At 67.4% G+C, this 22940-nt stretch carries 22 protein-coding genes and 1 pseudogene; 10 read left to right on the forward strand and 13 right to left on the reverse strand.

Annotated features, from left to right (window positions below; genetic code table 11):
• The first annotated feature begins 30 nt into the window (after positions 1 to 30).
• On the forward strand, positions 31 to 942 hold the full coding sequence (locus IPG63_07190) for a complex I NDUFA9 subunit family protein (GenBank protein MBK6727033.1): 912 nt from the start codon (positions 31 to 33) through the stop codon (positions 940 to 942).
• 31 nt (positions 943 to 973) lie between these two features.
• On the opposite strand, the gene IPG63_07195 is transcribed toward IPG63_07190, so the two are convergent.
• Together IPG63_07195 and IPG63_07200 are read right to left on the reverse strand one after the other, a co-directional pair.
• Positions 974 to 1528: a DUF2058 domain-containing protein gene (locus IPG63_07195; protein MBK6727034.1), complete on the reverse strand. Its 555-nt coding sequence runs from the start codon at positions 1526 to 1528 to the stop codon at positions 974 to 976.
• Positions 1529 to 1618: 90 nt separating this feature from the next.
• Positions 1619 to 2509: a pseudouridine synthase gene (locus tag IPG63_07200; GenBank protein ID MBK6727035.1), complete on the reverse strand. Its 891-nt coding sequence runs from the start codon at positions 2507 to 2509 to the stop codon at positions 1619 to 1621.
• 166 nt (positions 2510 to 2675) lie between these two features.
• On the opposite strand from IPG63_07200, the gene IPG63_07205 reads away from it, so the two are divergent.
• Complete coding sequence (locus tag IPG63_07205; GenBank protein ID MBK6727036.1) at positions 2676 to 3500, forward strand: type IV toxin-antitoxin system AbiEi family antitoxin domain-containing protein; 825 nt, start codon at positions 2676 to 2678, stop codon at positions 3498 to 3500.
• Positions 3484 to 4439: pseudogene (locus IPG63_07210) on the forward strand (nucleotidyl transferase AbiEii/AbiGii toxin family protein). Before IPG63_07205 ends, IPG63_07210 begins: the two are co-directional and overlap by 17 nt.
• Before the next feature lie 83 nt (positions 4440 to 4522).
• On the opposite strand, the gene IPG63_07215 reads toward IPG63_07210, so the two are convergent.
• Positions 4523 to 4933, reverse strand: coding sequence for a group 1 truncated hemoglobin (locus IPG63_07215; GenBank protein ID MBK6727037.1), 411 nt, complete (start codon positions 4931 to 4933; stop codon positions 4523 to 4525).
• Positions 4933 to 5793, reverse strand: coding sequence for a DUF3034 family protein (locus tag IPG63_07220; protein MBK6727038.1), 861 nt, complete (start codon positions 5791 to 5793; stop codon positions 4933 to 4935). The genes IPG63_07215 and IPG63_07220 overlap by 1 nt, the downstream gene beginning before the upstream one ends.
• An 86-nt stretch (positions 5794 to 5879) precedes the next feature.
• Between IPG63_07220 and IPG63_07225 the strand changes: the two genes are divergently transcribed.
• Positions 5880 to 7097, forward strand: a complete 1218-nt coding sequence (locus IPG63_07225; GenBank protein MBK6727039.1) for a multifunctional CCA addition/repair protein — start codon at positions 5880 to 5882, stop codon at positions 7095 to 7097.
• A gap of 121 nt (positions 7098 to 7218) precedes the next feature.
• Here IPG63_07225 and IPG63_07230 read toward each other — a convergent pair whose 3' ends face one another.
• From IPG63_07230 to IPG63_07255, 6 genes are all read right to left on the reverse strand, one after another.
• The gene (locus IPG63_07230) at positions 7219 to 8001 is read right to left on the reverse strand and encodes a hypothetical protein (GenBank protein MBK6727040.1); all 783 of its coding nucleotides are present in this window, start codon (positions 7999 to 8001) and stop codon (positions 7219 to 7221) included.
• Positions 7998 to 9227: a hypothetical protein gene (locus IPG63_07235; GenBank protein ID MBK6727041.1), complete on the reverse strand. Its 1230-nt coding sequence runs from the start codon at positions 9225 to 9227 to the stop codon at positions 7998 to 8000. Before IPG63_07235 ends, IPG63_07230 begins: the two co-directional genes overlap by 4 nt.
• Positions 9224 to 9679 carry a hypothetical protein gene (locus tag IPG63_07240; GenBank protein MBK6727042.1) on the reverse strand — a complete coding sequence of 152 codons (456 nt, stop codon included), beginning with the start codon at positions 9677 to 9679 and terminating at the stop codon, positions 9224 to 9226. The genes IPG63_07235 and IPG63_07240 overlap by 4 nt, the downstream gene beginning before the upstream one ends.
• 185 nt (positions 9680 to 9864) lie before the next feature.
• Complete coding sequence (locus IPG63_07245) at positions 9865 to 11013, reverse strand: hypothetical protein (protein ID MBK6727043.1); 1149 nt, start codon at positions 11011 to 11013, stop codon at positions 9865 to 9867.
• 53 nt (positions 11014 to 11066) lie between these two features.
• Entirely contained in the window at positions 11067 to 11786 is a 720-nt protein-coding gene (locus IPG63_07250) for a nucleotidyl transferase AbiEii/AbiGii toxin family protein (protein ID MBK6727044.1), read from the reverse strand.
• Positions 11779 to 12189 (reverse strand): helix-turn-helix domain-containing protein, encoded by a 411-nt coding sequence (locus IPG63_07255; protein MBK6727045.1) that lies wholly within the window; start codon positions 12187 to 12189, stop codon positions 11779 to 11781. The genes IPG63_07250 and IPG63_07255 overlap by 8 nt, the downstream gene beginning before the upstream one ends.
• 288 nt (positions 12190 to 12477) lie before the next feature.
• Between IPG63_07255 and IPG63_07260 the strand changes: the two genes are divergently transcribed.
• Positions 12478 to 12960: a transposase gene (locus tag IPG63_07260; GenBank protein MBK6727046.1), complete on the forward strand. Its 483-nt coding sequence runs from the start codon at positions 12478 to 12480 to the stop codon at positions 12958 to 12960.
• Positions 12961 to 13115: 155 nt separating this feature from the next.
• On the opposite strand, the gene IPG63_07265 is transcribed toward IPG63_07260, so the two are convergent.
• On the reverse strand, positions 13116 to 14210 hold the full coding sequence (locus IPG63_07265) for a hypothetical protein (protein ID MBK6727047.1): 1095 nt from the start codon (positions 14208 to 14210) through the stop codon (positions 13116 to 13118).
• A gap of 132 nt (positions 14211 to 14342) precedes the next feature.
• Between IPG63_07265 and IPG63_07270 the strand changes: the two genes are divergently transcribed.
• The 5 genes from IPG63_07270 to IPG63_07290 all read left to right on the forward strand — a co-directional run bounded on the left by IPG63_07270 (position 14343) and on the right by IPG63_07290 (position 19525).
• Positions 14343 to 15494, forward strand: coding sequence for a hypothetical protein (locus IPG63_07270; GenBank protein ID MBK6727048.1), 1152 nt, complete (start codon positions 14343 to 14345; stop codon positions 15492 to 15494).
• Positions 15495 to 15557: 63 nt separating this feature from the next.
• Entirely contained in the window at positions 15558 to 16925 is a 1368-nt protein-coding gene (glmU, locus tag IPG63_07275; GenBank protein MBK6727049.1) for a bifunctional UDP-N-acetylglucosamine diphosphorylase/glucosamine-1-phosphate N-acetyltransferase GlmU, read from the forward strand.
• A 59-nt stretch (positions 16926 to 16984) separates the two neighbouring features.
• The gene (locus tag IPG63_07280; GenBank protein MBK6727050.1) at positions 16985 to 17242 is read left to right on the forward strand and encodes a hypothetical protein; all 258 of its coding nucleotides are present in this window, start codon (positions 16985 to 16987) and stop codon (positions 17240 to 17242) included.
• Positions 17223 to 17672: a PIN domain-containing protein gene (locus IPG63_07285; GenBank protein MBK6727051.1), complete on the forward strand. Its 450-nt coding sequence runs from the start codon at positions 17223 to 17225 to the stop codon at positions 17670 to 17672. The genes IPG63_07280 and IPG63_07285 overlap by 20 nt, the downstream gene beginning before the upstream one ends.
• Complete coding sequence (locus tag IPG63_07290) at positions 17672 to 19525, forward strand: hypothetical protein (protein MBK6727052.1); 1854 nt, start codon at positions 17672 to 17674, stop codon at positions 19523 to 19525. The genes IPG63_07285 and IPG63_07290 overlap by 1 nt, the downstream gene beginning before the upstream one ends.
• An 8-nt stretch (positions 19526 to 19533) precedes the next feature.
• Here the strand turns inward: IPG63_07290 and IPG63_07295 are convergent, their stop codons facing one another.
• Positions 19534 to 20508, reverse strand: coding sequence for a glycosyltransferase family 2 protein (locus tag IPG63_07295; protein ID MBK6727053.1), 975 nt, complete (start codon positions 20506 to 20508; stop codon positions 19534 to 19536).
• On the reverse strand, positions 20505 to 22886 hold the full coding sequence (locus tag IPG63_07300; GenBank protein ID MBK6727054.1) for a hypothetical protein: 2382 nt from the start codon (positions 22884 to 22886) through the stop codon (positions 20505 to 20507). Before IPG63_07300 ends, IPG63_07295 begins: the two co-directional genes overlap by 4 nt.
• Positions 22887 to 22940 lie beyond the last annotated feature (54 nt).

Raw genomic sequence — 22940 nt, forward strand, 5'->3', positions numbered from 1 at the left:
ATCTCTACGCACTCGACCAAGGAGCCATCCATGCGCATCGTGATTCTGGGCGGCAGCGGTTTCGTCGGCACCGCCCTGCTGCGTCGGCTGGCACGCGACGGCCACGAACTGCTGGTGCTGACGCGCAACCGCAGCCGCCATCGCGAACTGGCGCTCGGCGCACGCGTGCAAGTGGCCGAGGGCGATGTCTACGACCGCGACTGGCTGGCGCGCCAGTTTGCCGGTGCCGATGCGGTGATCAACCTGGTCGGCATCCTCAACGAATCCGGTGTCGGCGGTGCCGGCGGCCGCGAGTTCGAGCGCGCGCACGTGCAGCTGACCGCGGCCGTGATCGCCGCCTGCGTACTCGCCACGGTGCCGCGCCTGCTGCAGATGAGCGCGCTGAACGCCGGCGCCGACTGCAGCCACTACCTGCGCACGCGCGGCGCGGCCGAGGCCTTGCTGCGCTCTAGCGCGTTGCGGTGGACGCTGTTCCGGCCTTCGGTGATCTTCGGGCCGGGCGATGGTCTGTTCTGCCGCTTCGCGCAACTGCTGTCACTGACGCCGGTGCTGCCGCTGGCCGCAGCGCGCGCACGCTTCCAGCCGGTCGCTGTCGCGGACGTCGCCGAGGCCTTCGCCATCGCGCTGTCACGGCCCGAGTGCATCGGCGAAACCTTTGAACTCGGCGGCCCCGAGGTCGTCACCCTCGCCGAGATCGTCCGTCGCACCGCAACCTGGAGCGGGCTGCGCCGCCTGGTGCTGCCGCTGCCGGCGCCGCTCGGTTGGCTGCAGGCCGCGCTTCTCGGACTGTGGCCGTTCGCCAACAAGCCGCTCTCGCTCGACAACTTCCGCTCGCTCGCGCGCGATTCGGTGCTCAGCGGCGAAGACGGGCTGCAACGCCTCGGCATCGCCAAGACCCCGATGTCGCGCGTCATGCCCGAGGTACTGCGGCCGCGAGCCTGAGACGCCGCTCAGGGTTCCACTCGTTGCGAGCTCACCAAACCAGGTCGTCAGGCACCTTGAACTGCGCGTAATACGCATCGTCGTCGCTGGCAGCTGCGGTGGGGTCCACACCCGCAGTCTGGCCATGATCGAGCACGATCATGCTGGCGTCGCGTTCGCGCACTTTTTCGACGGCCGCGCGCGGCAGCAGCTCGAAGCGTTCGTCGATGCGTACGATCACCAATGCGCCACAGGACAACTTCTTGCGCAGGTCCTCGTTGACCAGCACGGTGCGGATGCTGTCATCTGCGGTGAACCGATACTCGCTGTCACCCGAGCGCGGGACCTTCTTGTCCTCGATGATCTGCCGTGCCTGGGCGCGCAGCTCGATGATTCGCGCCTTGGCCTTGCGCTCTGCAGCAAGTGCGCGGTCGCGCTCGACCTTTTCGGCGCGCACCCGCTCGACTTCCAGCTGCATCTCGCCCGGCGTGGATGAGCCTTTGGCATAGCGCGCTTTGTTCTGCTGGTGCGCCACCTCGATCACCTTGGCCTTCTTGACCAGACCGGCCTTGAGCAGTTGTTCCTGAAGCGGATTGACCTTCGCCATGGCGCAGCACTGCCCAGAGGATTTCTCGCCCATCATACCCGCCGGGGAAACCTGGAAGTGTCTCGCGCGGTACCCGCAGCGCCTGCACGATCAGGCTTGCAGTCGGAGATCGCTGGAGAAGCTGCGCTCGATGCCACGCAGCGGATCGGTGAACGACAGGCGCGTGGCCAGCAATTGCAGCGGAGCCGAGTAGTCGCCGGCCGCACGCTGGAGCAGGGTCGGATACATCGCGTCGTTGGCAATCGCTGCACCCAACGCGGCCATGTGCACGCGCAACTGGTGCTTGCGGCCGGTGATCGGCGTCAGCGCATAGCGCCAGTTGGCGCCAGCGCGTGAGAGCACGTCGATGCGGGTTTCGCTGTTCGCCGGGCCGTCGACTTCCTGCATGCGGAAGAAGGGTTCGCCGGCGACCATGCGGCTGCAACGGACGCAAGGAAATTCGACCCTGGGCAGCGCCGGTGCAATCGCCTCGTAGCATTTCTCGATGTGCCGCTCGCGAAACAGCGCCTGGTAGCGCGCGCGGCTTTGCGGGTTGGCGGAGAACAACACCAGGCCGGCAGTGTCGCGATCGATCCGGTGCAGTGGCACCAGCGACTGGTTCCCGGTGCGGCGGATCAAGCGGCCCAACAGGGTCTCGTGGACATGGGCACCCGTTGGCGTGACCGGCAAGAAATGCGGCTTGTCCGCCACCAGCAAGTCGGCGTCGGCATGCAGCACGACTTCAGCGAACGGGATCAGCATCTCGTCGGAAACTTCCCGGTAGTAATGCACTTCGAGCCCCACCCGATGCGGCGTTTCCGGCGTCACCCACCGCCCATCGCCATCCACGACCCGCCCTCGTGCCATTCGTTCCAGCCATTGCCCGCGCGCCACCGCCGGGAACCGCTCGCACAGGCAATCCAGCACCGACACCCACGTCCCCGCCGGCAACTGCAGTGTGCTGGCAGCGAGTCCATCGATGTTGGGTGGGCGTCTACTCATGTTGCCAGTGTGCCAGTCGTGCTCCTGCACGGGCTGTCGGCTTCCATCGGCCGGGGTCCGCAGTGGTTTATCGAATGGCGTTTTGCCTCGCTCCAAATGAGATTTTCTGGCGAAGCGCAAACTCAACGACTTGTGCTCGGTTTGCCAGGAGAATAAGTTACACACCATGAGTGAGCGAAAAGGCTCAAAGCTAAACTATCTACTGCGTGCGCTCGGAGACACCGACCTGGCCTCGGCGCGCTGGCTGCGTGCGCAAGGCTATTCGAGCAGCTTGCTCGTCCGATACCTGCGCAGTGGCTGGCTGGTCGCACCTGCGCGCGGGGTCTACGCGAATCCGAGAGCCCGCCTGCACTGGTCTGGCGTCGTGCAATCGCTGCAACAGCGTGAAGCGTTGAACCTGCACGTGGGAGGACGCTTCGCGCTGGCCTGGCGCGGGCACGGGCACTACCTCCGACTCGGCTCGGCCGACGTGGTGACGCTCTACGGGGCCGATCGACTGCCCGGTTGGGTCGCGAAGCTGCCGATTCCCGAACGATTCCAGCACTGCGGCCGAGGGCCATTCCCGCCGACGTCGATGCGTTTCGCTGGCGAGGCCGACGACCAGCGATTGTTCGACGATGGCTTTGAACGCGATATCGACGCAAACACGCTGGGCGCCGGGATCGTCATGGCCAGCAACGAGCGCGCGATGCTGGAGCTCTGTGATGAGCCGCCCGGCACGGCACAGATCCTCGACGCCGACGCAGCCATGCAGGGGCTGGCCGGACTGCGGCCCGACCCGGTCGGCCGCTTGCTGCAGCGCTGCCGCAGTGTGAAGGCCAAGCGCCTCTTTCTGGCGTTGGCGGAACGCCACCAGCACGCCTGGCTTGCGCGCGTCCCGCTCGACGGTGTGGACCTCGGAACCGGCAAGCGCGTGCTCGCGCCGGGTGGGCGCCTGCATCCGAAGTACCTGATCACGCTCCCGGAGGCGCTCAATGAGCACCTGGGATAGACGCTACCTGGATCGCGTCCGCCTGCTGGTGCAAATGTTGCCGCTGCTCGACACCGAGCCGCGCTTCGCTCTGAAGGGTGGCACTGCGATCAACCTGTTCGAACACGACATGCCGAGACTGTCGGTCGATATCGACCTGACCTGGCTACCGGTTCAGGACTACCGCGTGGACGCGGTGCAGATCGACGATGCCATGGCGGCGCTCGCGACTCGCCTGGCCTCGCCGCCACTGGGCTTGCAGGTGCAGCGCTCCGCCGCGGAAGGAGCGGACACGATCACTCGCCTGATCGCGAGCCGGGGCGTGCTCAGGTCAAGATCGAAACCACGCCGGTCATGCGCGGAACGGTGCATCCGGTGCGGCGCATGGATCTGCGGCCGGACGTGGAGCGCAGGTTTGGCTCCGGGCAAGTGCAGGTCCTGCACTTCGCAGATCTCTATGCGGGCAAGCTTGCCGCCGCGCTGTCCCGCCAGCATCCGCGCGACTGGTTCGACGTTGGCCTGCTGCTCGATTCCGGCCGTCTTGACGACGTGCTCTGGCGCACTTTCCTCGTGTACCTCGTGGTCAGCCCGAAGCCTGCGGCAGAGATGCTCGCACCCGTCGCGCCCAGAGACTTCGTCGAAGTGTTCGATCGGCAGTTTCGCGGCATGAGCGCTGCGCCCGTGACCGCCGATGCGCTGCTCGAGTCGCGCTCGCGGATGCTCGCGCGCATCCCCGGCCTGATGGACGCCGCCGCATCTGACTTCCTGTTGTCGATCGAACGGGAGGTTCCCGATTTCACGCTCATCGGCCTGCCCCAGGCGGCCGACCTTCCTGGCGTTCGCCGCAAGCTTCAGAACATGGCGCAGCGCAGCGCCGCCAAGCGCGAATCCGACTACCGGCAACTCGCCGAAACCCTGGAGCGGATCGCCGCGGAAGGACACACCGATCGCGGCAGATGAAGCACCCGGCATCCCGCTGACAGGGATGGACCGAAATTGCTCCTGCCCTGGCACCGAATCCCCCGTGCCCAGCTGCGCCCGCGCTACTGGTGAATCACGTTTTCGCGCATCGGTGCGAGGCGGGCGAGGAGGCGGTTCTGGACGCCGATGGCGAAGCCGGCGCGGGTCATGGCGCGGCGGGAGGCATCGACGAAGGTGTTGAAGTCGGCTTCGGAGAGGTCCATGCCGGAGTGGGCTTCTGCCATCGACAGCCCGGTGTATTCGCAGCCGCCGTCGCTGATTGCGCAGATCTGTTCGCCAAGGCGTGCCTTGAAGTAGTCGCGGTCGGCGTCGGCGAACAGGGGACCGAGCACGGGGTCGGCGTGGTATTCGTTGCTGAGTGCGTCGACCAGGCGTTCGATGCCGGGCGCGCCGCCGAGTGCGTCGTACAGGCGCGTCGGGCGCGAGGTCGCGCAGGCGGCGAGCAGCAGGAGCAACAGCGGCAGCGTGCGCATCACCAGTTCCCGTTGATCGAAACGAACACGCCGTTCTGCCCAGGCCGCGCGGCGATGTGGCCGAGATCGACGAAGGCCAGCGCCAGGCTGATGCGGCGCGACGGAAACCAGGCGAGGAAAAGGTCACGCCAGTCGGATTCGCCGAGCCCGGGCAGGCCATCGGGCTTCTGCCGGTACTCGAACCCGAGCGCGAGTTCCGGCCGGAAGAACATCGCCGCCGAGACCTCGCCGACGAGCTCGTAGCCGCTGCGGTCGGCGCTGCCGAAGCCGAGCAGTCCGGTCTCGTTCGCACGCGTCGCGCGCAGCGTCGCGTTGAGCAGCCAGTTGCGATCGAAGGGGCCGTCGAGGAACAGCCGCGTCGCGCTGAGGTAGGCCTCGACGTCGTGGTCGCGCTGCGCACCGAGGGCGCGTGCGAGTACATCGTCGTCGTTGCGCTTGTATTGCAGGCCGAGCGCCAGTTGCGGCGTCGAACCGTAGATCAAGTCGCCGGCAATGCGCAGCTTGGCGCCGAGCACGGTCTGGCGCAGGTGGCGGTCGAAGCCTGGCGGCAGCAAGCCTTCGTCGATGTCGAACTGCTGGCGCCCGAGCGAGAGCTCGAAGCGGTCGTTCCACGAGGCGCTGAGGCCGATGCTCTCGAGACGGAAGTCGTCGAGCACGGTGAGCGAGCTGCCGGCGACGAGGTCGAAGCCCGGCTTGGTGGACAGGCCCGCGAGCACCGCCCATGGCACCAGCCCGCCACCGGCCGCGGCTTCGATGCCGACCAGTCCACCGGTGGCTGCGAGTCGGCCTTCGTCCTCGGCACGCGCCGGGCCGACGAGGGCGATCAGCGCGGCGAGGCAGACAACGGACTGGCGCAGCATCGTGGGGGCGTCGAGAATGCAGGGATGGGCAGACAGATTGAACGCAGGCGGGTGAACGCGATGTGCAACGGCGGAAGCACGGTGCGATGAAGACCTATCTGGTCGGTGGTGCGGTGCGCGATCGGCTGCTCGGTCGTGCGCTCAAGGATCGCGATTGGGTGGTGGTCGGGGCCACGCCTGCGGACCTGCTCGCCGCCGGTTTCCTCGCGGTTGGCCGCGACTTCCCGGTGTTCCTGCATCCCAAGACCCGCGAGGAATACGCACTCGCGCGCACCGAGCGCAAGTCCGGGCCTGGCTACCGCGGCTTCGTCGTCAGTGCCGATGCATCGGTGACGCTGGAAGAAGATCTCGGCCGCCGCGACCTCAGCATCAATGCCATCGCCGAGGATGCCGACGGACAGTTGATCGACCCCTTCGGCGGCGTGCGCGATCTGGAAGCGCGCCTGCTGCGGCATGTGTCGCCGGCCTTCAGCGAAGACCCGGTGCGCATCCTGCGCGTCGCTCGTTTCGCCGCGCGCTACGCACCGCTTGGCTTCCGCGTGGCGGCGCCGACGATGCAGCTGATGCGGCAGATGGTGCTCGCCGGCGAGGCCGCGCACCTGGTGCCGGAGCGGGTGCTGCAGGAATTGCGCGGCGCGCTCGCCGAACCGCGGCCGGGCGTGTTCCTGCGCGTGCTACGTGCCTGCGGCGCGCTGCGCGTGGTGCTGCCCGAGATCGACGCGCTCTACGGCGTGCCGCAGCGCATCGAGTTCCATCCCGAATACGACGCCGGCGTGCATCTGGAGCTGGCGCTGGATGCCGCCGCCCTGCTCGCACCGGGCGATGGCGCGGTCGCGTTCGCGGTGCTGCTGCATGATCTCGGCAAGGCGCTGACCGCGCGCGAGTTGCTGCCGCGCCATCTCGAACACGAGGCGGCCGGGGTCGTGCCGCTGGACGCGCTGTGCATGCGCCTGCGCGTTCCGAACGATCTGGCGGCGCTGGCGCGGGTGGTCTGTCGCGAACATCTGAACGTGCATCGCGCCGCCGAATTGCGCCCGGGCTCGATGGTCGATCTGCTCGAACGGCTGGACGCGTATCGCCAGCCGCAGCGCGTGGCGGCGATCACGCTGGCCTGCGCCGCCGACAAGCTCGGTCGCGCCGGCCAGTCGTTCGTCGGGTTCGACTATCCGCCGCGCGAACTGATCGCGCGCGCACTCGCGGCCACCTTGCGCGTGGACGCGCAGCCCTTCCTCGATCGTGGCCTGCGCGGCCCCGAGGTCGGCGCCGCGCTGCGCGAGCAGCGCTGTCGGCTGCTGGTGGGGTAGGGTGCTGCCTGCGTCCAATTGCACGAAAAACAACCGTCCAATTGCCGGTTATCGCTGCGTCCAATTGACGGTTTAGCCGCCGTCCAATTGCCGGTTACAGCCTCTTCCGATTGCCTGCGATCTACTCGAACCCGTCGCTGAAGATCGGTGCCTCGCTGCCGTCGTCGTTGACGATGGTGCCGCTGGCGCTGCCGTCGAGGATGCTCGCCCCGGCCGAGGCGTTCGACAGGTTCACCAGCACGGTCTCGTCGGGTTCGATCACCGCGTCCACGACTTTGGTCACGTCGAAGTTCTGCGAGGTGACTCCGGAAGTGAATGTCACGGTGACATTGGCGCGCGCCTGGTAATCCGAGGGCGCGGTTGCAGTGCCGTTGGCGGTGTCGGCGCGTACCGTGATCGTCGACTGGCTCGGTCCCGACAGGCTGATCGCGTAGCGCAGCGAGTTGCCGTTGTCCTCGGCCTGCGGCGCGGCGTCCGCGACCGAGATCGTCGGCGTCGGTTCGTTGTCGTTGATCGAGCCGGTGCCGCTGGCGTCGCCGATCACGGCCGCCGAATTGACCCCGCTCAGGTTCAGCGTGAAGGTCTCGGGCGAAGGCTCGTCGAGCGCGTCGTCGGTGGTGTTGACGATGACCGTCTTCGAGGTCTCGCCGGCGTTGAACGTGAGCGTCGCCGCCGACAGCGAGGTGTAGTCGCTGGAGTTGGCGGTGCCGTTCGCGGTGGCGCGGGTGACGGTGACGGTGCGGCTGTTGGCATTCGACATCGACACCGTGAAATTGATCGGGCTGCCCTCGGTGACCGCCGCCGGGTCGTTGACGCTGAGCGAGGAGGTGTCGTTGTCGGTGATGGTGCCGATGGCCTGCGCGTCGCTGATCGAGTAGCCGGCCGAAGGCGAACTCAGATTCACGAAAAGGTCTCGTCGAGCTCGTCGATGGTGTCGTTGTTGATGGTCACGTTCAGCGTCGCGGTGGTCGAACCGGCGCTGAAGGTGACGGTCTGGCTGCTGACGTTGCTGTAGTCGGTCCCGCCCCCGGTCGCGGTGTCTGGTGCCGTAGTCGCGACCACGGTCGCGGTCCCGGTGCTGCTCGATCGCGTCAAGGTGAACTGCATTGGCGTCGTCGCCTCGCCCGAGGTGCGGTCGGCGATGGAGATGGTGGAGCCGCCGGCGGCGAGTGGCCAGCCGATGTCCTCGAACAACGGAACCGTCATGTCCGTCTGCGAGAACAGGTTGGAGTTGATGGCCGGTTCCATCAGCAGATTCGGACTGGCGGCGTCATCGGTCCAGTGCGACACCGAAGACCCGGGTTCGAGCGGGCTCGGTGCGTACATGCGCATTCGGCCGGTGGCGCCGTTCACGCCGGCATTGGTCGGCTGATAGGTCGGGATGCTCGCGGTCACGGCCGGGCCATCCCAGATCAGGTCGGGATCGTCGATGGCGCTGGCAGCGCGCTCGGCGTTGGTCATGTCCTTCCACAGCTCGCCGGTCTGCGCGTTCTTCAGGAAGTAGGTCCAGACGTCGGGCAGGCCGCCGCCCAACGCTCCGGTGCTGGTGTCGACCACGGTCAGGAAGCCGAGGCCGTGTCCCAATTCGTGCAACAGCGTGGGCAGCAATGCAATGCGATTGCCCGGCACCGGTGTACTGTCGATGCCGTACCAGAATCGCGTGCCCGCACCCAAGCAGCCGGTGTCGACGTCGCTGTTGAAGGTCGCGCTGATCTCGTTGTTCGCGCCATTGAGGTTGACGTCCCGCACCGCCTCCGCTTCGGCGATTGCGTACCAAGTGCTGGCGAAGTAGCCCACCGGTGTCGGGCTCAGTGTCGAGAACGTGCCTGGGCCTGCGTACCCGAGCACGCCGCCGGAGGTCGAGCAGGGCGATATCGAATCGAAGTTCGCGCCGACCTTGATCGCGATGTTGCTCTGCAGTTGTGCGCCCCAGATGCTCGCGGCGGCCTGGAACACGTTCAGACGCTGCTGGCCCCGGGTTGCTCCGGCATTCCCGCCCTCCGCTGCAACGACCGTCGGGTCGTTGAAGCCTTCGCCGGCTCCATCCAGATTCACGATGGTGATCGTGGCCGCGCGCGACCCATGCGCCAGCGCCAGAAGTGTGGCTGCGATCAGGAGGACGCGGCTCATTTCGGCTTCTCCTCACCGTTGTTCTCGGGTCGCTGCTCGGCCTGTTCGGGCTTGAGCGCAACCGGCTCGCAATACAGCTCCGGCTTGCCGTCATTGCCGAACTTGGCAAAGGTCGCCATCTGCACCTGGCCTTCGGTGTGCAGCATGATGGTTCCGTCCTCGAGGGTTTCGGTCCACATGAGCGCATCGTTGCGTAGCCCGAAAGGTGACTTGGGGGCCACCACCTCGGTGCGCCTCGTTGGTGCCGGCACCGGACCGGGTTTGCCGGTCTTCGGATCGATGTAGGCCTTGAGTCCGGTGCCCGCTGCGTTGGCTGAATCAGTCTTGGCCGATTCGGGCGCCTTCTGGGTCTCGGCGCTCCCCGATCTTGCTCGCGGCTCCTCCGCGTGGCTCGCCAGCGACGAGGTCGCGAGCAGGATGATCGAAGAGGCAAGGGTGGCTCGGCGGGACATGGCGCATCTCCTCACGGCCCACAGGCCGTCACAGGGTGTGACGCCGAGTATAGGCCGATGCGCCCCCCGCATCATGTAGCAGGGCCACTTGTGGCCCGAAGCCTTGGCTCTTCTACACGCCGCCGCGGCTGGGGGATCAGAGCCAGAGCGTCGGGCCACAAGTGGTCTGCGGCACGGCGCCGCGGCTATCGCGCGCTGCGCGCGAGCAACGCCAGTGTGATCAGCAACATGCTGCCTACCAGCACCGCGAGCGCCCAACGGGAGAGCGCCGGCACCGAAACGGTCGCCGCGGGTCCGACGTTGCTCAGGATCGCACCCGTGGAGACGATGCCACCCGATTCCCAGGAGCCTTGGTAGATCGTGAGTTGGCGCCGATCGATGAGTGCGTACTGAGACGGCATGTGCCGGCAATCCCCACCGATATCGCAAATTAGGTCGCTGCTGACCGCGAACAGCACCCACTCCCCATTCACCTGCAACCAGCCATCCCGTGACACCACGCGATCGATTAGGGGCTGCGTGCTGCCGTCGGCGAGCGCGATGCGTCCCAGCGCGTTGGTGGAATGCGCCGCATCGAAGTAGATCACGTAGAGATGGTCGCCATCGGTGCCAACGACGCGCGATGATCGCCAGGGCTCGGATAGCTCGAAGCGTTGCGTGATGCTGCCATCGGTGATCGAGATGACCCGGTCTGGGCCGAGTGCGATGGTCTGATCGTCGGACATCACAGGTCCAGCGCCATACGGCAGTTCCCGAATCACGGTTCTGGGGGCGAGTGCATCGACCAGCAGTGTCCGACTGTTCATCAGGTCATCGATCAACAGGTACCTGCCAGACGAGGAGAAGCCGTCCCCGCGTGAACTGCCGCGACATTGCGACAGCGGCAGCAGGGTCGCCGGCGACTCCAGCAGCGCGCCCGACGTGGCGTCCAACCACCAGCACCGATCGAGAACCACTACGCCGGGGCGCAACGGGTGCTCGACGAAAGAGACCGCAATTTGATAGGAGCGCTGAACTGGAGGGACTTCCACCGACTGCAGCAGAGTGAGCGTGGTCGCGTCGTAGGTCTGCAGGAGCGGATTCGGCGCCGAGTCCTGCTCGGTCAGCGCATAGAGCCTGCGAGCGTCGCGCGACAAGGCGGTGTAGCTTGGCTGCGCTGGCAAGTTGTGCAGTTCGCTCTGGTCGCGTGGGTCGAGCTTCACAAGTTGATACTCGTAGGTTTCGGGGCCAGCGGGCAGTGCTATCAACGTGACGATCGTGGGTTGGCAGACGGCGACTTGCGCCCACAGAGCGAGCACAACAGCGATCAGATGGCGGCAGCGTTTCAGGTTCATGGTTGTCTCTCCCGTCCCCGCACCGACGCTTGGGGTGCGGGAATCCCCCATCTTCATGTAGGAGGGCCACTTGTGGCCCGAAGCTCCAGCCGGCGCAAGCGTTGGTGCATTGCGGCCGGGGCGAGGCCGATTGCCAGTGACTGCATGCAGTGCGCGAGCCGGCCTGGGCGTTCGCGCAATGCACGCAGTGCGCGGTGCAGGTCTTCGACCACGCCGGGACCGTAGGCCTGCATTGCCTTGGCCAATGCCGGGCGCAAGCGTCGCGGCGGGATCTCCAGCATCGCCAGATCGAACGCGTCGCGGGAGAAAACACTGTCGTCGCGCCAGCGGTCGGCGTTTGCCAGGAGCTTGCTGGCGGCCAGGTCGATCAGCGTCAACGTGGCGACGCCACAGGTCTGGCTCGCCCTCGGCGGCACCTCGAAACCGATACGCCCTTCGTGGACGATCCCGAACTTGATTGCCACGCGGTCGACCAGCACGAAGCCGCGGATGCCGTACTGGTCGATACGAATCTCGCGCTCGAAGGCGAACGTCTCCGCGCCGGGTCGAGTCAACGGCCCCAGGTCGTGCGCGCCGCGCAGGTGCTGGCGCAATTCGCGATACCCGGCGGTATCCGACACCAGCAGGTCGATATCGCGGGATTCGCGGTATTCGCCATGGCGCAATGCGATCGCCGTGCCGCCACCGAACCAGCACTGATGCGCGCGCAGCAAGGACGCATCCAGCGCCATCAGCACGCGGGCGATGCGTTGGTGGTGCGGCCGCTCAAACACGCGACGTGGCCTCGGCGAACAGCGTCCGCAGCGCGCGCAACAGCGTGCGTTCCGGGCCGGAGAGCGACGCCTCATCCAGATGCCGTGCGTTGCGTTCGTACACTCCGTAAGCCTCGCGTGGCGAAAGTGTCTCGATGTGTTCGTCCACCTGCCAGGCCAGTCGGCGCAGGCCCGGGAATTCCGCCAACGGAATGCGCAGCGGGACCCATCCAGCCATTGCCCGCAGCGGCGGAGAAGCGTTCGCCTGGCCAGAATCCTCGATGACCTGCACACTCAGTCCCAACACGGCGGCCGCGGCCAATACCGAAGCCCAGGCCACGCTCGCTTCACCCTTCTCCAGTCGGTGCCAGGTGACCCGCGAGATGCCGGCCGCTTCGGCGGCAGCGACCATGGTGATGCGCAAAGCCTTGCGTCGCGCACGCAACGTTCTTCCGAGTCGCGCGGCTGTGGCGGCAGAAGACTCAAGCGCGTTGTTCGAGCGAGGCGTCATGGAACCAGCTCTATCGGAAAACGTTTCGTAAAATAGCCTAAATGCCCATTTTGTCAACGATAAGAAACATTAGGACGCGGTCGGCTGCTGCCGGCCCCAGCGAGTACCCGGTGTGGCTGGCCCTCCTACATGGGAAATGTCGCAGGGGAAATTCCGCGTTGGGCGGAGGCGGGGCGGGTGCGGGTTGCGGATGCTGCGGACATGCCAATCGACCGCGACCGACCTGGACATCCCGCATTGCGCAAGGGGCGCTGCTCGGTGCCGGGCTGGTGCTATCTGGTGACGACGGCGACTGCCGAGCGTCTGCCGTGGTTCGCGGCGGACGACGTGGCGGGGGCGGTTGCGGCGTTGCACGCCGACCCCGGATTGATCGCGGAGGCGCGGTTGCTGTCGTGGGTGCTGATGCCCGATCACTGGCATGGCATCGTCCAGCTGGGGCCGACGACCACGCTGTCGCAGGCGATCAACCGCTTCAAGACGCGCACGGCGCTGTGCGCCAATGCCGCGCTCGGGCGTCGCGGGGCGGTGTGGGCTGCGGGTTTCCATGACCACGCCCTGCGCAACGAACGCGAACTGGAGGCGGCGCGCGAATACATCCGCATGAATCCGGTGCGCGGGGTTGTGCGCTGCGGACGGGGCATATCCGTTTGGGGCGTGGGGGACGGAATCGCATTCTTCATGTAGGAGGGCCACTTGTGGCCCGAAGCTCTGGCTCTGATCCCCCCAGGTGCGGTGGCGTGGAGAAGAGCAAGAGCATCGGGCCACAAGTGGCCCTCCTACATGAAGGAGCGCCGCCTCATTTGTGGCCCGATGCTTGTGGCTTGTGGCCCGATGGTCTGTCAGAAGCCGGTCTCGAAGCCGTTGGCGAGGATGACTTCGGCGAGCCCGCCGTAGAGCGTGAACGGGTGACTGTTGTTGGCGAGATTGCTGTCCGGCGTTGCGCTGGAGGAGACGAAGCCGCTCATGCTGCGGAAGCCGAGGTACTTGTCGAGCACCACCGAGCAGACCATGGCCGCGCCGGCGGCAAGCGTCGCCTGCGGACTGCTGGGCGAGCAATACACGGCGGCGTTCAGGCCCGCGGGCACGCCGGTGAAGCCGCAGCTGACGTTGCTGGCGGCGTTCGGACCACTGTTCGCGCAGCGGATCGAATAGCTGACCTTGCCCGGTGGCGGCGGCGGTGGCGGCAATTGCTGGCTCACCTGCAGGTCGGTGGTCGGGGTCGGGCTGCTGGCCGAGACCAGCAGGCCGAGGTAGGGGAAGGCCCACGGATCGAGGCCGTCGCCCTGGATCGAGCGCACGGTGCCGTAGAAGCGATCGGCCTCGATCGCGTTGCTGCCGCTGAACGTGCGGGTCGCGACCAGCGGGATGAAGAACTCGTAGCCGGCCTGGCTGCCCAGCGGCCACGAAGTCGCGCCGGGGCTGTTCGGATCGCGGCGGTCGAGCAGATAGGCGTTGCCGCCCGGAACCGTGACGATCGAATACGGATCGCCTCCTGGCGCCGGCTGCGGACAACCGAACACGCGCAGGCTGGCGCCGAACGAGGTGTCGGTGATGACTTGGTTGGTGAACTCGACGAATGCCCCACCGCCATCCATCGCGCGATAGAAGCAGCGCACCGGCGTGGCCGCATCGACCAGCACCGAAGTGCCCGCTGGCGGCACGAAGCCGGTCACCATCAGCCGGCCCACCGACGGCGAGGCGATGCCTTCCATGCGCAGGCTGACATAGAACGCCTGGTTCACCGTCGGCTGCGGCGGGCTCGCGATCCATGCCTGGCGCACATAGTAGCCGGTGCCGTTGGGCGTGTAGCCGAGCGTGAAGTCATACGCCGGCGTGTACACGATCGGTCCTTCGCGCCATTGCATCTGGGCGTGAGCTGCGGCGCTGGCCAGCAACAGGAGGGAGAACAGGCATCGGGGAGCAGGACGGGTCATCTGGGCATTCCTTGCGCGCGGAGTTGCTCGACGGGTACGCAGAAGCGCGCGCGAAACCGTCATCGGCGTGGTTGGGGGAGTCCGCACTGTGCGACGTCGGTACTGGCAGGCGGTCAATCGAGGGATGCGTTCATGCCGATGGGGCGGTGGTACTTGGCGGGAATCGCGTTGTTCGTGGCCATGGCCAGTCGTGCCGAGGCGCCCTTCAGCGTGGGCGTGCTGGTGGATGGCGGTTGGGTCTGGCCGCCGACCTTCGTGGTCGCAAAGCTGCGCGCGGGCGAACCGCAGCCGCTGCTGCAAAGAGCACTGGAAGGCCGGGGCAATGTCGTGGTGTCGCGAGACCGCCGTCGCGTCTTCGTGGTTTCGTCGCGACCCGACCAGAGCCGGCGCCTCGAAGTACTGGATGCCGCAGACTTCCGCGTATTGCGCAGCGTCATCCTGCAGCCGCCGTTCGCTTGGTTCGTGGGCGAGTTGATGGCGGAACTGCCCACCGATCCGGACGTGCTGATGATCTCGCGCTGCTGGTGGATCGATACCCGCAGCGGGGCCCTGATCGAGACGCCGGAATCGCTCGGCATCCGTTGTCCACAGGGAGCGAACACCGATGGCCTGTCGGCCAGTGGTCGCTATCTGCTGCTCGACGAGATGGATGCAACTGGCGGGCTGCTGCGCACGGTGCTGGTCGATCCGGCGGAGCCGCGCGCGCACTTGCGCGTGTTGCCAGCGCGCGCCGGGCCGATCCTCGAAGATGATTCCGCGGTCGCCGTGGATCGCGGTGATCACATCGAGCTGCACCCGATTCAGGGAAACGGTGCACCGCAGTCCCTGCCGTTGCCGCCGCAGGTCCCGTACCTGACGCTGCTTGGCGCGCATCGCGGGAGCTTGTATGGCCTGGGTTATGCGCCGGCGACAGGGCGCAATGCCATCCACCGCTTCGATCGTGCCAGCGCGCAGTGGTCGATCGTGGTCGAGCGGATTGAGTACGACATGGAGTTTGAGGCCGACTTCCATGGCCGCTGGGCCGTGTTCAGTTTCCCGACCAGCGAGTGGTGCATGGTCGGTTGCGGCTACTCGCCCTCCAATCGGGTGCTGCTGAATACCGATACCGGCGCAATCGTGCGCACGTACTGGGACTGGGGCGGCCTTGACTCCAGCGGTGCTGCCCTGCTCGGATCGGGCCCGGTGGTGCCCGTTGACCTGTTCGCCAATCGTGCCATGCCGCTGCTGCTGATCGGTTTCTTGCTGGTGACGGCACGGGCCGCGATCGGGGGGCGGACCGGGTGAATTGGTGTTCGCCTGCGTGACACCTAGAATCCGAACTCTCTGGTTCCCGGTCGCGAGGCCTGCATGTCCGCATTGCCCCTGCACGTCGTGATCCTCGCCGCGGGCGAGGGCAAGCGTATGAAGTCGGCGCGGCCGAAGGTGCTGCAGCCGGTGTGCGGGGTGCCGATGCTGGCGCGGGTGATCGCGACCGCGCGCGAGTTGGGTGCGGCGGCGATCCATGTCGTCTACGGCCATGGTGGTGAGCAGGTGCGCGCCGCGTTTGCGCACGATGGCCAGCTGCATTGGGCCGAGCAGGCGCAGCAGCTCGGCACCGGGCATGCGGTGATGCAGGCGATGCCGGGCATCCCGGACGACGCGCGCGTGCTGGTGCTGTACGGCGACGTGCCGCTGACGCGGGCTTCGACCTTGCGCGTGCTGGTGCAGGCGCACGGCGCGCTCGCCGTGCTCGCCGCCGAGTTCGCGGAACCGACCGGCTACGGTCGCGTGCTGCGCGATGCCCATGGCCATGTCGCCGCGATCGTCGAAGAAAAGGACGCGAGCCCGGCACAACGCGCGGTGCGCGAGATCAACACCGGCATGATCGCCGCCCACGCCGCACCGCTGCGACGCTGGCTGGCCACGCTCGGCACCGCGAATGCCCAGGGCGAGTACTACCTGACCGACGTGTTCGCGAAGGCCGCGGCGGACGATCGCGCGGCGCATGTCGTGTTGTGCGCCGACGAAGCCGAGGCGCTCGGTGCCAACGATGCCGTGCAACTGGCCGACCTCACGCGCCGGCTCAATGCGCGCCGCGTGCGCGAGCTGCTGCTCGGCGGCGTGCGCATGGCCGACCCGGCCAGCGTGCAGTTGCGTGCCGATGTCAGTCATGGTCGCGATGTCGAGTTCGATCTGAACCTGGTGCTGGAAGGCTTCGTCGCGCTCGGCGACGAGGTGCAGATCGGCCCCTTCGTGCGCTTGCGCAACTGCCGACTCGCCAGCGGCACCGTGGTGCAGGCGCATTGCGATCTCGACGGCGTGGTCACCCATGGGCCATGCACGATCGGCCCGTTCGCGCGCCTGCGCCCGGGTACCGAACTGGCCGCCGGCGTGCATGTCGGCAACTTCGTCGAGACCAAGCAGGCCAGTCTCGGCACCGGCTCCAAGGCCAACCACCTGAGTTATCTCGGCGACGCCGTGATCGGCGCCGGCGTCAACATCGGCGCCGGCACCATCACCTGCAATTACGACGGCGCGCACAAACACGTCACCCGCATCGAGGACGGCGCCTTCATTGGCTCGAATGCGTCACTGGTCGCGCCGCTCACCATCGGCGCCGACGCCACCATCGGCGCCGGCAGCGTCATCAGCCACGACGCCCCGGTTGGCGAGCTGACCGTGGCGCGCGCGAAGCAGCGCTCGATCGAAGGCTGGAAGCGGCCGCGCAAGGGATAAGCGGCGGTCACTTGCGAACGATCGTTGTGTGTCATACGGTATGACATCGGAGGTGGACCATGGCGATTTCGTTCCGCGTTGCCGAGCCCGAGGCCCGGTACCTGGTTGAACTGAGCAGCCGGCTCGGCGTCAGCCAGAGCGAGGTGCTGCGGCGCGGCTTGCAGATGCTGGCGGCGCAGCATCTGGGCGTTGCCGAGGGTCCGTACCAACTGGGTGCAGACTTGTTCGGTGGAGTCGCCACGGTGGCCGACCCGAACCTGTCGCGCTCGCTGTCCGAGCGCCTGCGCCGGCGGGTTCGTGAAAAGCGTTCTGCTTGATGCCGGCCCCTGGCTGGCGCTGTTCCATGGCGCCGACCGCCAGCATGCGCGCATGGTCGAATGGCTCAGGCGCGAAGGCTCGGCCATCCATCTGGTCAGCACTTGGCCGGTGCTGACCGAAGTCTGTTTTTTTCTGCGCGCCGAAACCAAGCAACGCGTGCTGGCATGGGTCGCGCGCGGCGCTGTCGAGATGGTGGCGCTCGGGAGCGAGGAACTGGCGTTGATGGAGCGGGTGATCGGGCGCTTCGCCGACCAACGCCCAGACCTTGCCGATGCCTCGTTGCTTGCCGTTGCGGAACGACGCGGGCTCGATGAAGTGGCGACGCTGGACCTGCGCGACTTCGGCACCTACCGCATCGGCCAGGACCGCCGCCTGCGGCTGGTCGACTTCGACGCCGCACCGCGCGCAGTGCGAGTGCGGCGGCGGTGATGAGTCCCATCCTCTTCGGAGAGCGGCCATTGCGTGCGCGCGCCGTACAGTGGCTGGTGGTCGTGTTGTGCCTGCTGAGTGCCGGGTATTACCTTGCCTCCACGACCTGGTCGGTGTGGCACCACGGTTGGACCGAGATGTTCGCCGACCAGTTCCAGCTTTACGCCAAGCTGCTCGAGCTGCCATTTCCCGAGAGCGTGTTGACGCCGGACAATCAGCATCGACACGTGGTTTCGCATCTCGGCCGTCTCGCTGAACTGCACTGGGGCGGCGGCGGACAGGCGATCAGCATCGCGGTGAATCTCGGCATGCTGTGGCTGCTCTGGCTGACGCTCGCGGCATGGACCGGGCGCGAACGTGCGCTGCCTTTGGCCACGCGCGCCGCGCTGCTGCTGCTGGCGACGCTGGCGTTGATGTGGCGCGGCTCGGCGCGCACCCAGTTCCACGGCAACGAAGGCCTGCAGGTGTACCTGGTGATCCTGTGCGCGATCATCGCCGTGCACTGCGTGGAATCGATGCGCTCGCGCCCGCGCTGGCAGCCGCTCGCGGGGGCGCTGCTGGCCGCCACCGCCGCGACCTTCAGCTTCGCGAGCGGCGTCGCCGTGTTTGCGGTGTTTGTGGCATTGGTGGTGGTGCGTCGCGTCGCCCCGCGCTGGATCGTGGCCAGTGTCGTCTATACCGCGCTGGCGCTGTCCGCATACGTGTTCCTGATGCCTGGGGGTGGGGCGGTGCGTGCATCGCTCACGTTTGCGCCGCTGCAGCTGCTGCAGCACGCGACCACCTGGCTGGCCTCGTTCTGGACCACCGGCTGGCTGGCCTACGCCGGCGAAGGCGTGGTCGGTATCGACGCTGCGGGCATGACTACGGTCACGCCGCCGTTGGGCGCCTGGCTGGTGGCATCGGCACAGGCGCTGTTCGCGCTCGTCGGCGGGCCGGGCCTGCTCGATCTGGCCTGCGTGATCGGTGCCCTCGGCGTGCTGCTCCTGTTCGGCTGCGCCTGGCGTGCGTGGCGGGATCCCGCAGCAGTGTCGCGAGTCGAAGTGCTCGGCATCGGGCTCGCCGGTTTCGCCGTGGTCGTGGCGCTGCTGGTGGCACTTGGTCGCAACTGGTTGTTCATCGCCGCGCCCGGGCAACTGCTGGCCGACCGCTATGTGATCTGGACCAATGTGTTCTGGCTCGGGCTGGCGCTGGCTATCGGCGCACGTGTGGGCCGCGGACCGCTCGCTGCGGCTACAGCTGGCGCCGTCGCGATCGCGCTTGCGGTGCTGCTGTATCCCACGCACCAGATCGGCTCCGGCTGGGCGCAGGCGGTCGAGCGCCTGGTCGAGCAGCGCGCAGCCCAGATTGCAGCGGGCGTCCATGGCCAGGGCATGGCCGAACACACCGCCACAGGTTCGCGTCAGTTCACCTTGCCGGTGCTGGAGGTGTTGCGACGACACCAGGCCGGCATGTTCCGTCATCCGCGCCAGCGCCTGATCGGTGCAAGCCCGGTGCTCCCGCCCACGGCCGCGGCGCTGGCCTCGATCTCCGTGCCGCGGCGAGTGGAAGAAGATGGCACCGGCGCGCTCGCCGGCTGGCACATCGAAGGCCGTCTGCTCGACCCGGGGTTGCGTGCGCGCATCGACGGACTGGTGGTCGCCGAGCGCTCCGGTCGCATCGTCGGTATCGGCGAGTTCAGTTTCGCCGAACGCGTCACGCCGTGGCGACGGATCGATCGCGTCGCCGAAGGCTTCGACGCCTATTTCCGCGCCGATGCCGATTGCAGCGGTTTGCGGCTGTATGGCGTCGATGCCGCCGCGACCGCGTTTGTGGCGCTGGCGGAGGTTGCGGATTGCGCACAGCCGGACCGCTGAAGGCGCGCTCAGCCGGCCTCGTCGCCGAGGCGTTCGGCCACCGGTTCGCGCGGTTCGGCGGCGACGTCGAAGTTGAGCCAGGACAGCAGCAATTGCAGCCCGAGCAGGATCGGCAGCGCGGCGAGCATGACCGTGCCCGCGGTCGCGGGTGCGCCGGTGGTGATCGAGGCCCACCAGGCGTGGCTGCCGAAGCCGAGCCCGAACAGCAGCAGCAGCGGCCCGAGCAGCAATTCCACCGATGCCGGCGAGAAGCCGCGCACGAAGTAGCTGTACACCAGACGCCGCGCCAGGTTGCGCAAGTGGCCGCGCAGGAACGGGCCGATCATCGCCAGCGGGCGCAGGCTCGAAGGTTCGTCGCCGTACACCGCCTGCATCGGCATCTCGACGATCTTGGCGCGAAGTTGCCCGAGTTCGTAGAGCAGGTCGGATTCGAAGAAGTAGCGGCGTGCGATGCGTTCGTGCGGCAGCGCTGCGGCGACGCGGCGCTCGATCGCGACGAAGCCGTTGGTCGGGTCGAACAGCTGCCAGTAACCGGTCGAGAGCTTGGTCAGGAACGACAGCGCCGCGTTGCCGGCGAGACGCAGTGTGGGCATCGCGGCGACATCGCGGAAACGGTGGAAGCGGTTGCCCTTGGCGTAGTCGGCCTGGCCGCGCAGGATCGGCGCGGCCAGGCGCGGAATCAGCGCCGGGTCCATCTGGCCGTCGCCGTCGAGCTTGACGATCACCCGCGCTGGCGTCGCCACGGCCGCGCGCAGCCCGGTCAGTGTGGCCGCGCCGACGCCACCGTTCTCGGTGTGGCGCAGCACGCGAACGCGCGGATCGTGGCAATCGCGTTCGATCAGGTCGCCGCTGTGTTCGGGGCAGGCGTCGTCGATGGCGAAGATCCAGCCGACTTCCGGGCCGATGCGGGCGATCACATCGAGCGCGCGCTGGCCGACGCGGAAGCAGGGGATGACGACGGCCACGGTGGCTTCGGGGTTCATCGGTAGCGCCCCAGCAGGCGGCGCGCGGCATCGCGCTCGGTGGTCAGGTCGCGGCGCAGGTGGATGTCGAGGTTCTCGATGGCGAACTGCGGCTTGCCGTCGCGCACCAGCCCGGAGATCTCGAAACGAACGCGATCGTAGCTGGCCTTGATGCGCTGGCGCCCGCCGATCACCATGCGGCCGTTGTGGCTGCAGGCCTGCCAGTCGAGCAGGCGCGCGCCCTGCCAGCCGAAGTCGTCGAAGAACAGGCGCGTGGCCAATGCCGCGCCACTGTCGGTGACGGCGCAACGCGCATCGGCGCGGAACGAAATTTCAAACATCTCGTCGCCGCGCACTTGGATCTCGCGTTCGACCGCCGGCGCATCGGCCAGCGCGACCGCCGGGACCGGCGTCGGCGGCAGCCGATACAGACGCGTATGGTTGATCTCGGCGGCAATCTCGCCAAGTTCGTCGAGTGCGGCGAGGTAGCGCGAATCACTGCGGGCGCGATGGGCCAGTGCATGGGTGGCGCCGTAGTCGGCGAACAGGCGTTCCCATCCGGCGCGCGTGTTCTCGGCGAGCGCGGCAGCGAACCGTGCGGCAGTCTGTGGATCATAGCCATTGCCGATGACGCCACGACCGGACAGTTCCGCGTGCCGCGACTGGTCGTGGTCGCCGAACACCATGAATGGCTGGCCCGACTGCTTCAGCGGAGCCAGCAGCAGGCGCTCCGGGGCAAAGTCGACCAGATGCTGGTGCGCGCCATCGGTGACCAACAGATAGCGCAGCACGATGCCATCGCGCAGCATCCAGCTGGTGCCCTGTGCGAACGTCAGGTTCAGCACGACCAACCCAGCCACGAAGCCGGCGCCGGCGCGCGGCCAGGTGCGGGCCAGCAGCAGGATGAAGGCGATGCCGAGCCCGAGCAGCGCCGGCATCAGGTAGCGCAGATGCACGATCTGCGTGCATAGCAGCACGGTTGCGCCCAGCCCGATCCAGGCGAATACGCGCACCCGTGCCGTCGCCAGCAGCCAGGGCAGTGCAGCCGCGGCAAACCACCACTGGAAGCCGCCGATGCCCTTCCAGCCCTCGTGCATCTTGGAGGTCTCGAACAGCAACCGCCACGGCAGCAGCAACGGGTTGCCGGGGCCGTAGTGCGGATCGCGGAACCGCCACTGTGCGTACAGCGGCGACTGGAACACATCGTTGAACAGCGGCAACAGTGGATTGCCGGCGATCACATAGGCATAGACATAACTTGAACCGCCGACCGCGAGCATCAGCAGCGCCGCCGGCAGCAGGCGATGCAGACGCGGGCTGCGCCAGCGCCACAGGAACCACAGTGCCAGCGGCGCCATGTAGACGACGGTGAGCACCTTCATCGCCAGCAATGCGCCGACCACGGCGGCGATGGCGAGCAGGCGGCGCTGCGACGCATCGGCATCGACGCGCGCGATCAGCAGCATCAGGCCCAGCAGCAGTGTCTGCGTCGGCATCTCGGTCTGCATCGAATGCGCCAGCATGTACTGCAGCGGCTGGCTGGCAAACAGCGCCAGGCCGAGCCAGCACCAGCGCGCGTCCAGCCCCTCGTCAGCGAGGATGCGCCACAACAGACGCAGGGCCAGCAGCAGCCACAGCAGATGCACCGCGCCGCGCGCTTCGCCGGCGGCCAGCACCTGCACGATGCCGTGGACGACGTCGCTGCCCCAGGGTGAAAGCGCCCACACCTGCGACTGCGCGTCCATGCGGTAATAGCCGAGGCTGGCGAGGTCGCTCGGCAGGGCCAGGTGGTAGGCAAGGTCGTCGAACATCGCAGTCGGCAATGCGGCGGGCAGCGCGATGCAGCCGATCGTGAGCAGCGCCAGCACAGCAGAGCCGCCGAGCGCGAGTTGCGGGCGCAGCAGCGGCTGCAACATCGCGTGCAGCGCCGCGCGCAACTGCGTCCAGCGCATGCCGATCAGCATCAGCAGGGCCGCGACGTAGACGCCGCGCAGATGCAGCGGCAACGGCAGCAACCAGCCGACCACGCCGAGCATCAGCGCCAGTCCAACGAGAATGCGCACGGCGATGTCCGCGTCGTCGCTGCCGAGCAGGCGGTCGCCGACGGCGAATGCAGCGGCTGCCAACAGCATCGTGGCGACGACCGCGCCGAGACCGATGTGGAAGCCGATCAGCAGCAGGAAACACAGCGCGATGCCACGAGCCCAGCCGATGCGCCAGCGCCAGTGCAGAAATCCGGCGGCGACGCAGACCAGCAGCAGTGCGTAGCCGAGATCGCGCAGCCCGCGCATCGAGAGTTCGTAGAGCAGGCTGCGTTGTGCGATCAGCATCGCCAAGGCCAGTGCCGCCAGCAGCCAAACCCAGGGCAGCGCGCTTCTAACGATCTTCGAGTAAGACATTGGGGTGCTGGAAACTTCTGTAAACGCGAAGCATGGCCGTCAACACCACAATCT

It is taken from the genome of Lysobacterales bacterium, from assembly GCA_016703225.1.
Classification (GTDB): Bacteria; Pseudomonadota; Gammaproteobacteria; order Xanthomonadales; family Ahniellaceae; genus JADKHK01.

Excerpts from the sequence above, each read along its gene's own strand:
- IPG63_07200 (MBK6727035.1), bottom strand. The coding sequence starts at position 2,509 with ATGAGTAGACGCCCACCCAACATCGATGGACTCGCTGCCAGCACACTG.
- IPG63_07220 (MBK6727038.1), bottom strand. The coding sequence starts at position 5,793 with ATGCTGCGCCAGTCCGTTGTCTGCCTCGCCGCGCTGATCGCCCTCGTC.
- IPG63_07265 (MBK6727047.1), bottom strand. The coding sequence starts at position 14,210 with ATGACCCGTCCTGCTCCCCGATGCCTGTTCTCCCTCCTGTTGCTGGCC.
- IPG63_07215 (MBK6727037.1), bottom strand. The coding sequence starts at position 4,933 with ATGCGCACGCTGCCGCTGTTGCTCCTGCTGCTCGCCGCCTGCGCGACC.
- IPG63_07280 (MBK6727050.1), top strand. The coding sequence starts at position 16,985 with ATGGCGATTTCGTTCCGCGTTGCCGAGCCCGAGGCCCGGTACCTGGTT.
- IPG63_07190 (MBK6727033.1), top strand. The coding sequence starts at position 31 with ATGCGCATCGTGATTCTGGGCGGCAGCGGTTTCGTCGGCACCGCCCTG.
- IPG63_07235 (MBK6727041.1), bottom strand. The coding sequence starts at position 9,227 with ATGAGCCGCGTCCTCCTGATCGCAGCCACACTTCTGGCGCTGGCGCAT.
- IPG63_07295 (MBK6727053.1), bottom strand. The coding sequence starts at position 20,508 with ATGAACCCCGAAGCCACCGTGGCCGTCGTCATCCCCTGCTTCCGCGTC.
- IPG63_07240 (MBK6727042.1), bottom strand. The coding sequence starts at position 9,679 with ATGTCCCGCCGAGCCACCCTTGCCTCTTCGATCATCCTGCTCGCGACC.
- IPG63_07225 (MBK6727039.1), top strand. The coding sequence starts at position 5,880 with ATGAAGACCTATCTGGTCGGTGGTGCGGTGCGCGATCGGCTGCTCGGT.
- IPG63_07260 (MBK6727046.1), top strand. The coding sequence starts at position 12,478 with ATGCCAATCGACCGCGACCGACCTGGACATCCCGCATTGCGCAAGGGG.
- IPG63_07195 (MBK6727034.1), bottom strand. The coding sequence starts at position 1,528 with ATGGCGAAGGTCAATCCGCTTCAGGAACAACTGCTCAAGGCCGGTCTG.
- IPG63_07300 (MBK6727054.1), bottom strand. The coding sequence starts at position 22,886 with ATGTCTTACTCGAAGATCGTTAGAAGCGCGCTGCCCTGGGTTTGGCTG.
- IPG63_07205 (MBK6727036.1), top strand. The coding sequence starts at position 2,676 with ATGAGTGAGCGAAAAGGCTCAAAGCTAAACTATCTACTGCGTGCGCTC.
- glmU (MBK6727049.1), top strand. The coding sequence starts at position 15,558 with ATGTCCGCATTGCCCCTGCACGTCGTGATCCTCGCCGCGGGCGAGGGC.
- IPG63_07270 (MBK6727048.1), top strand. The coding sequence starts at position 14,343 with ATGCCGATGGGGCGGTGGTACTTGGCGGGAATCGCGTTGTTCGTGGCC.
- IPG63_07245 (MBK6727043.1), bottom strand. The coding sequence starts at position 11,013 with ATGAACCTGAAACGCTGCCGCCATCTGATCGCTGTTGTGCTCGCTCTG.
- IPG63_07290 (MBK6727052.1), top strand. The coding sequence starts at position 17,672 with ATGAGTCCCATCCTCTTCGGAGAGCGGCCATTGCGTGCGCGCGCCGTA.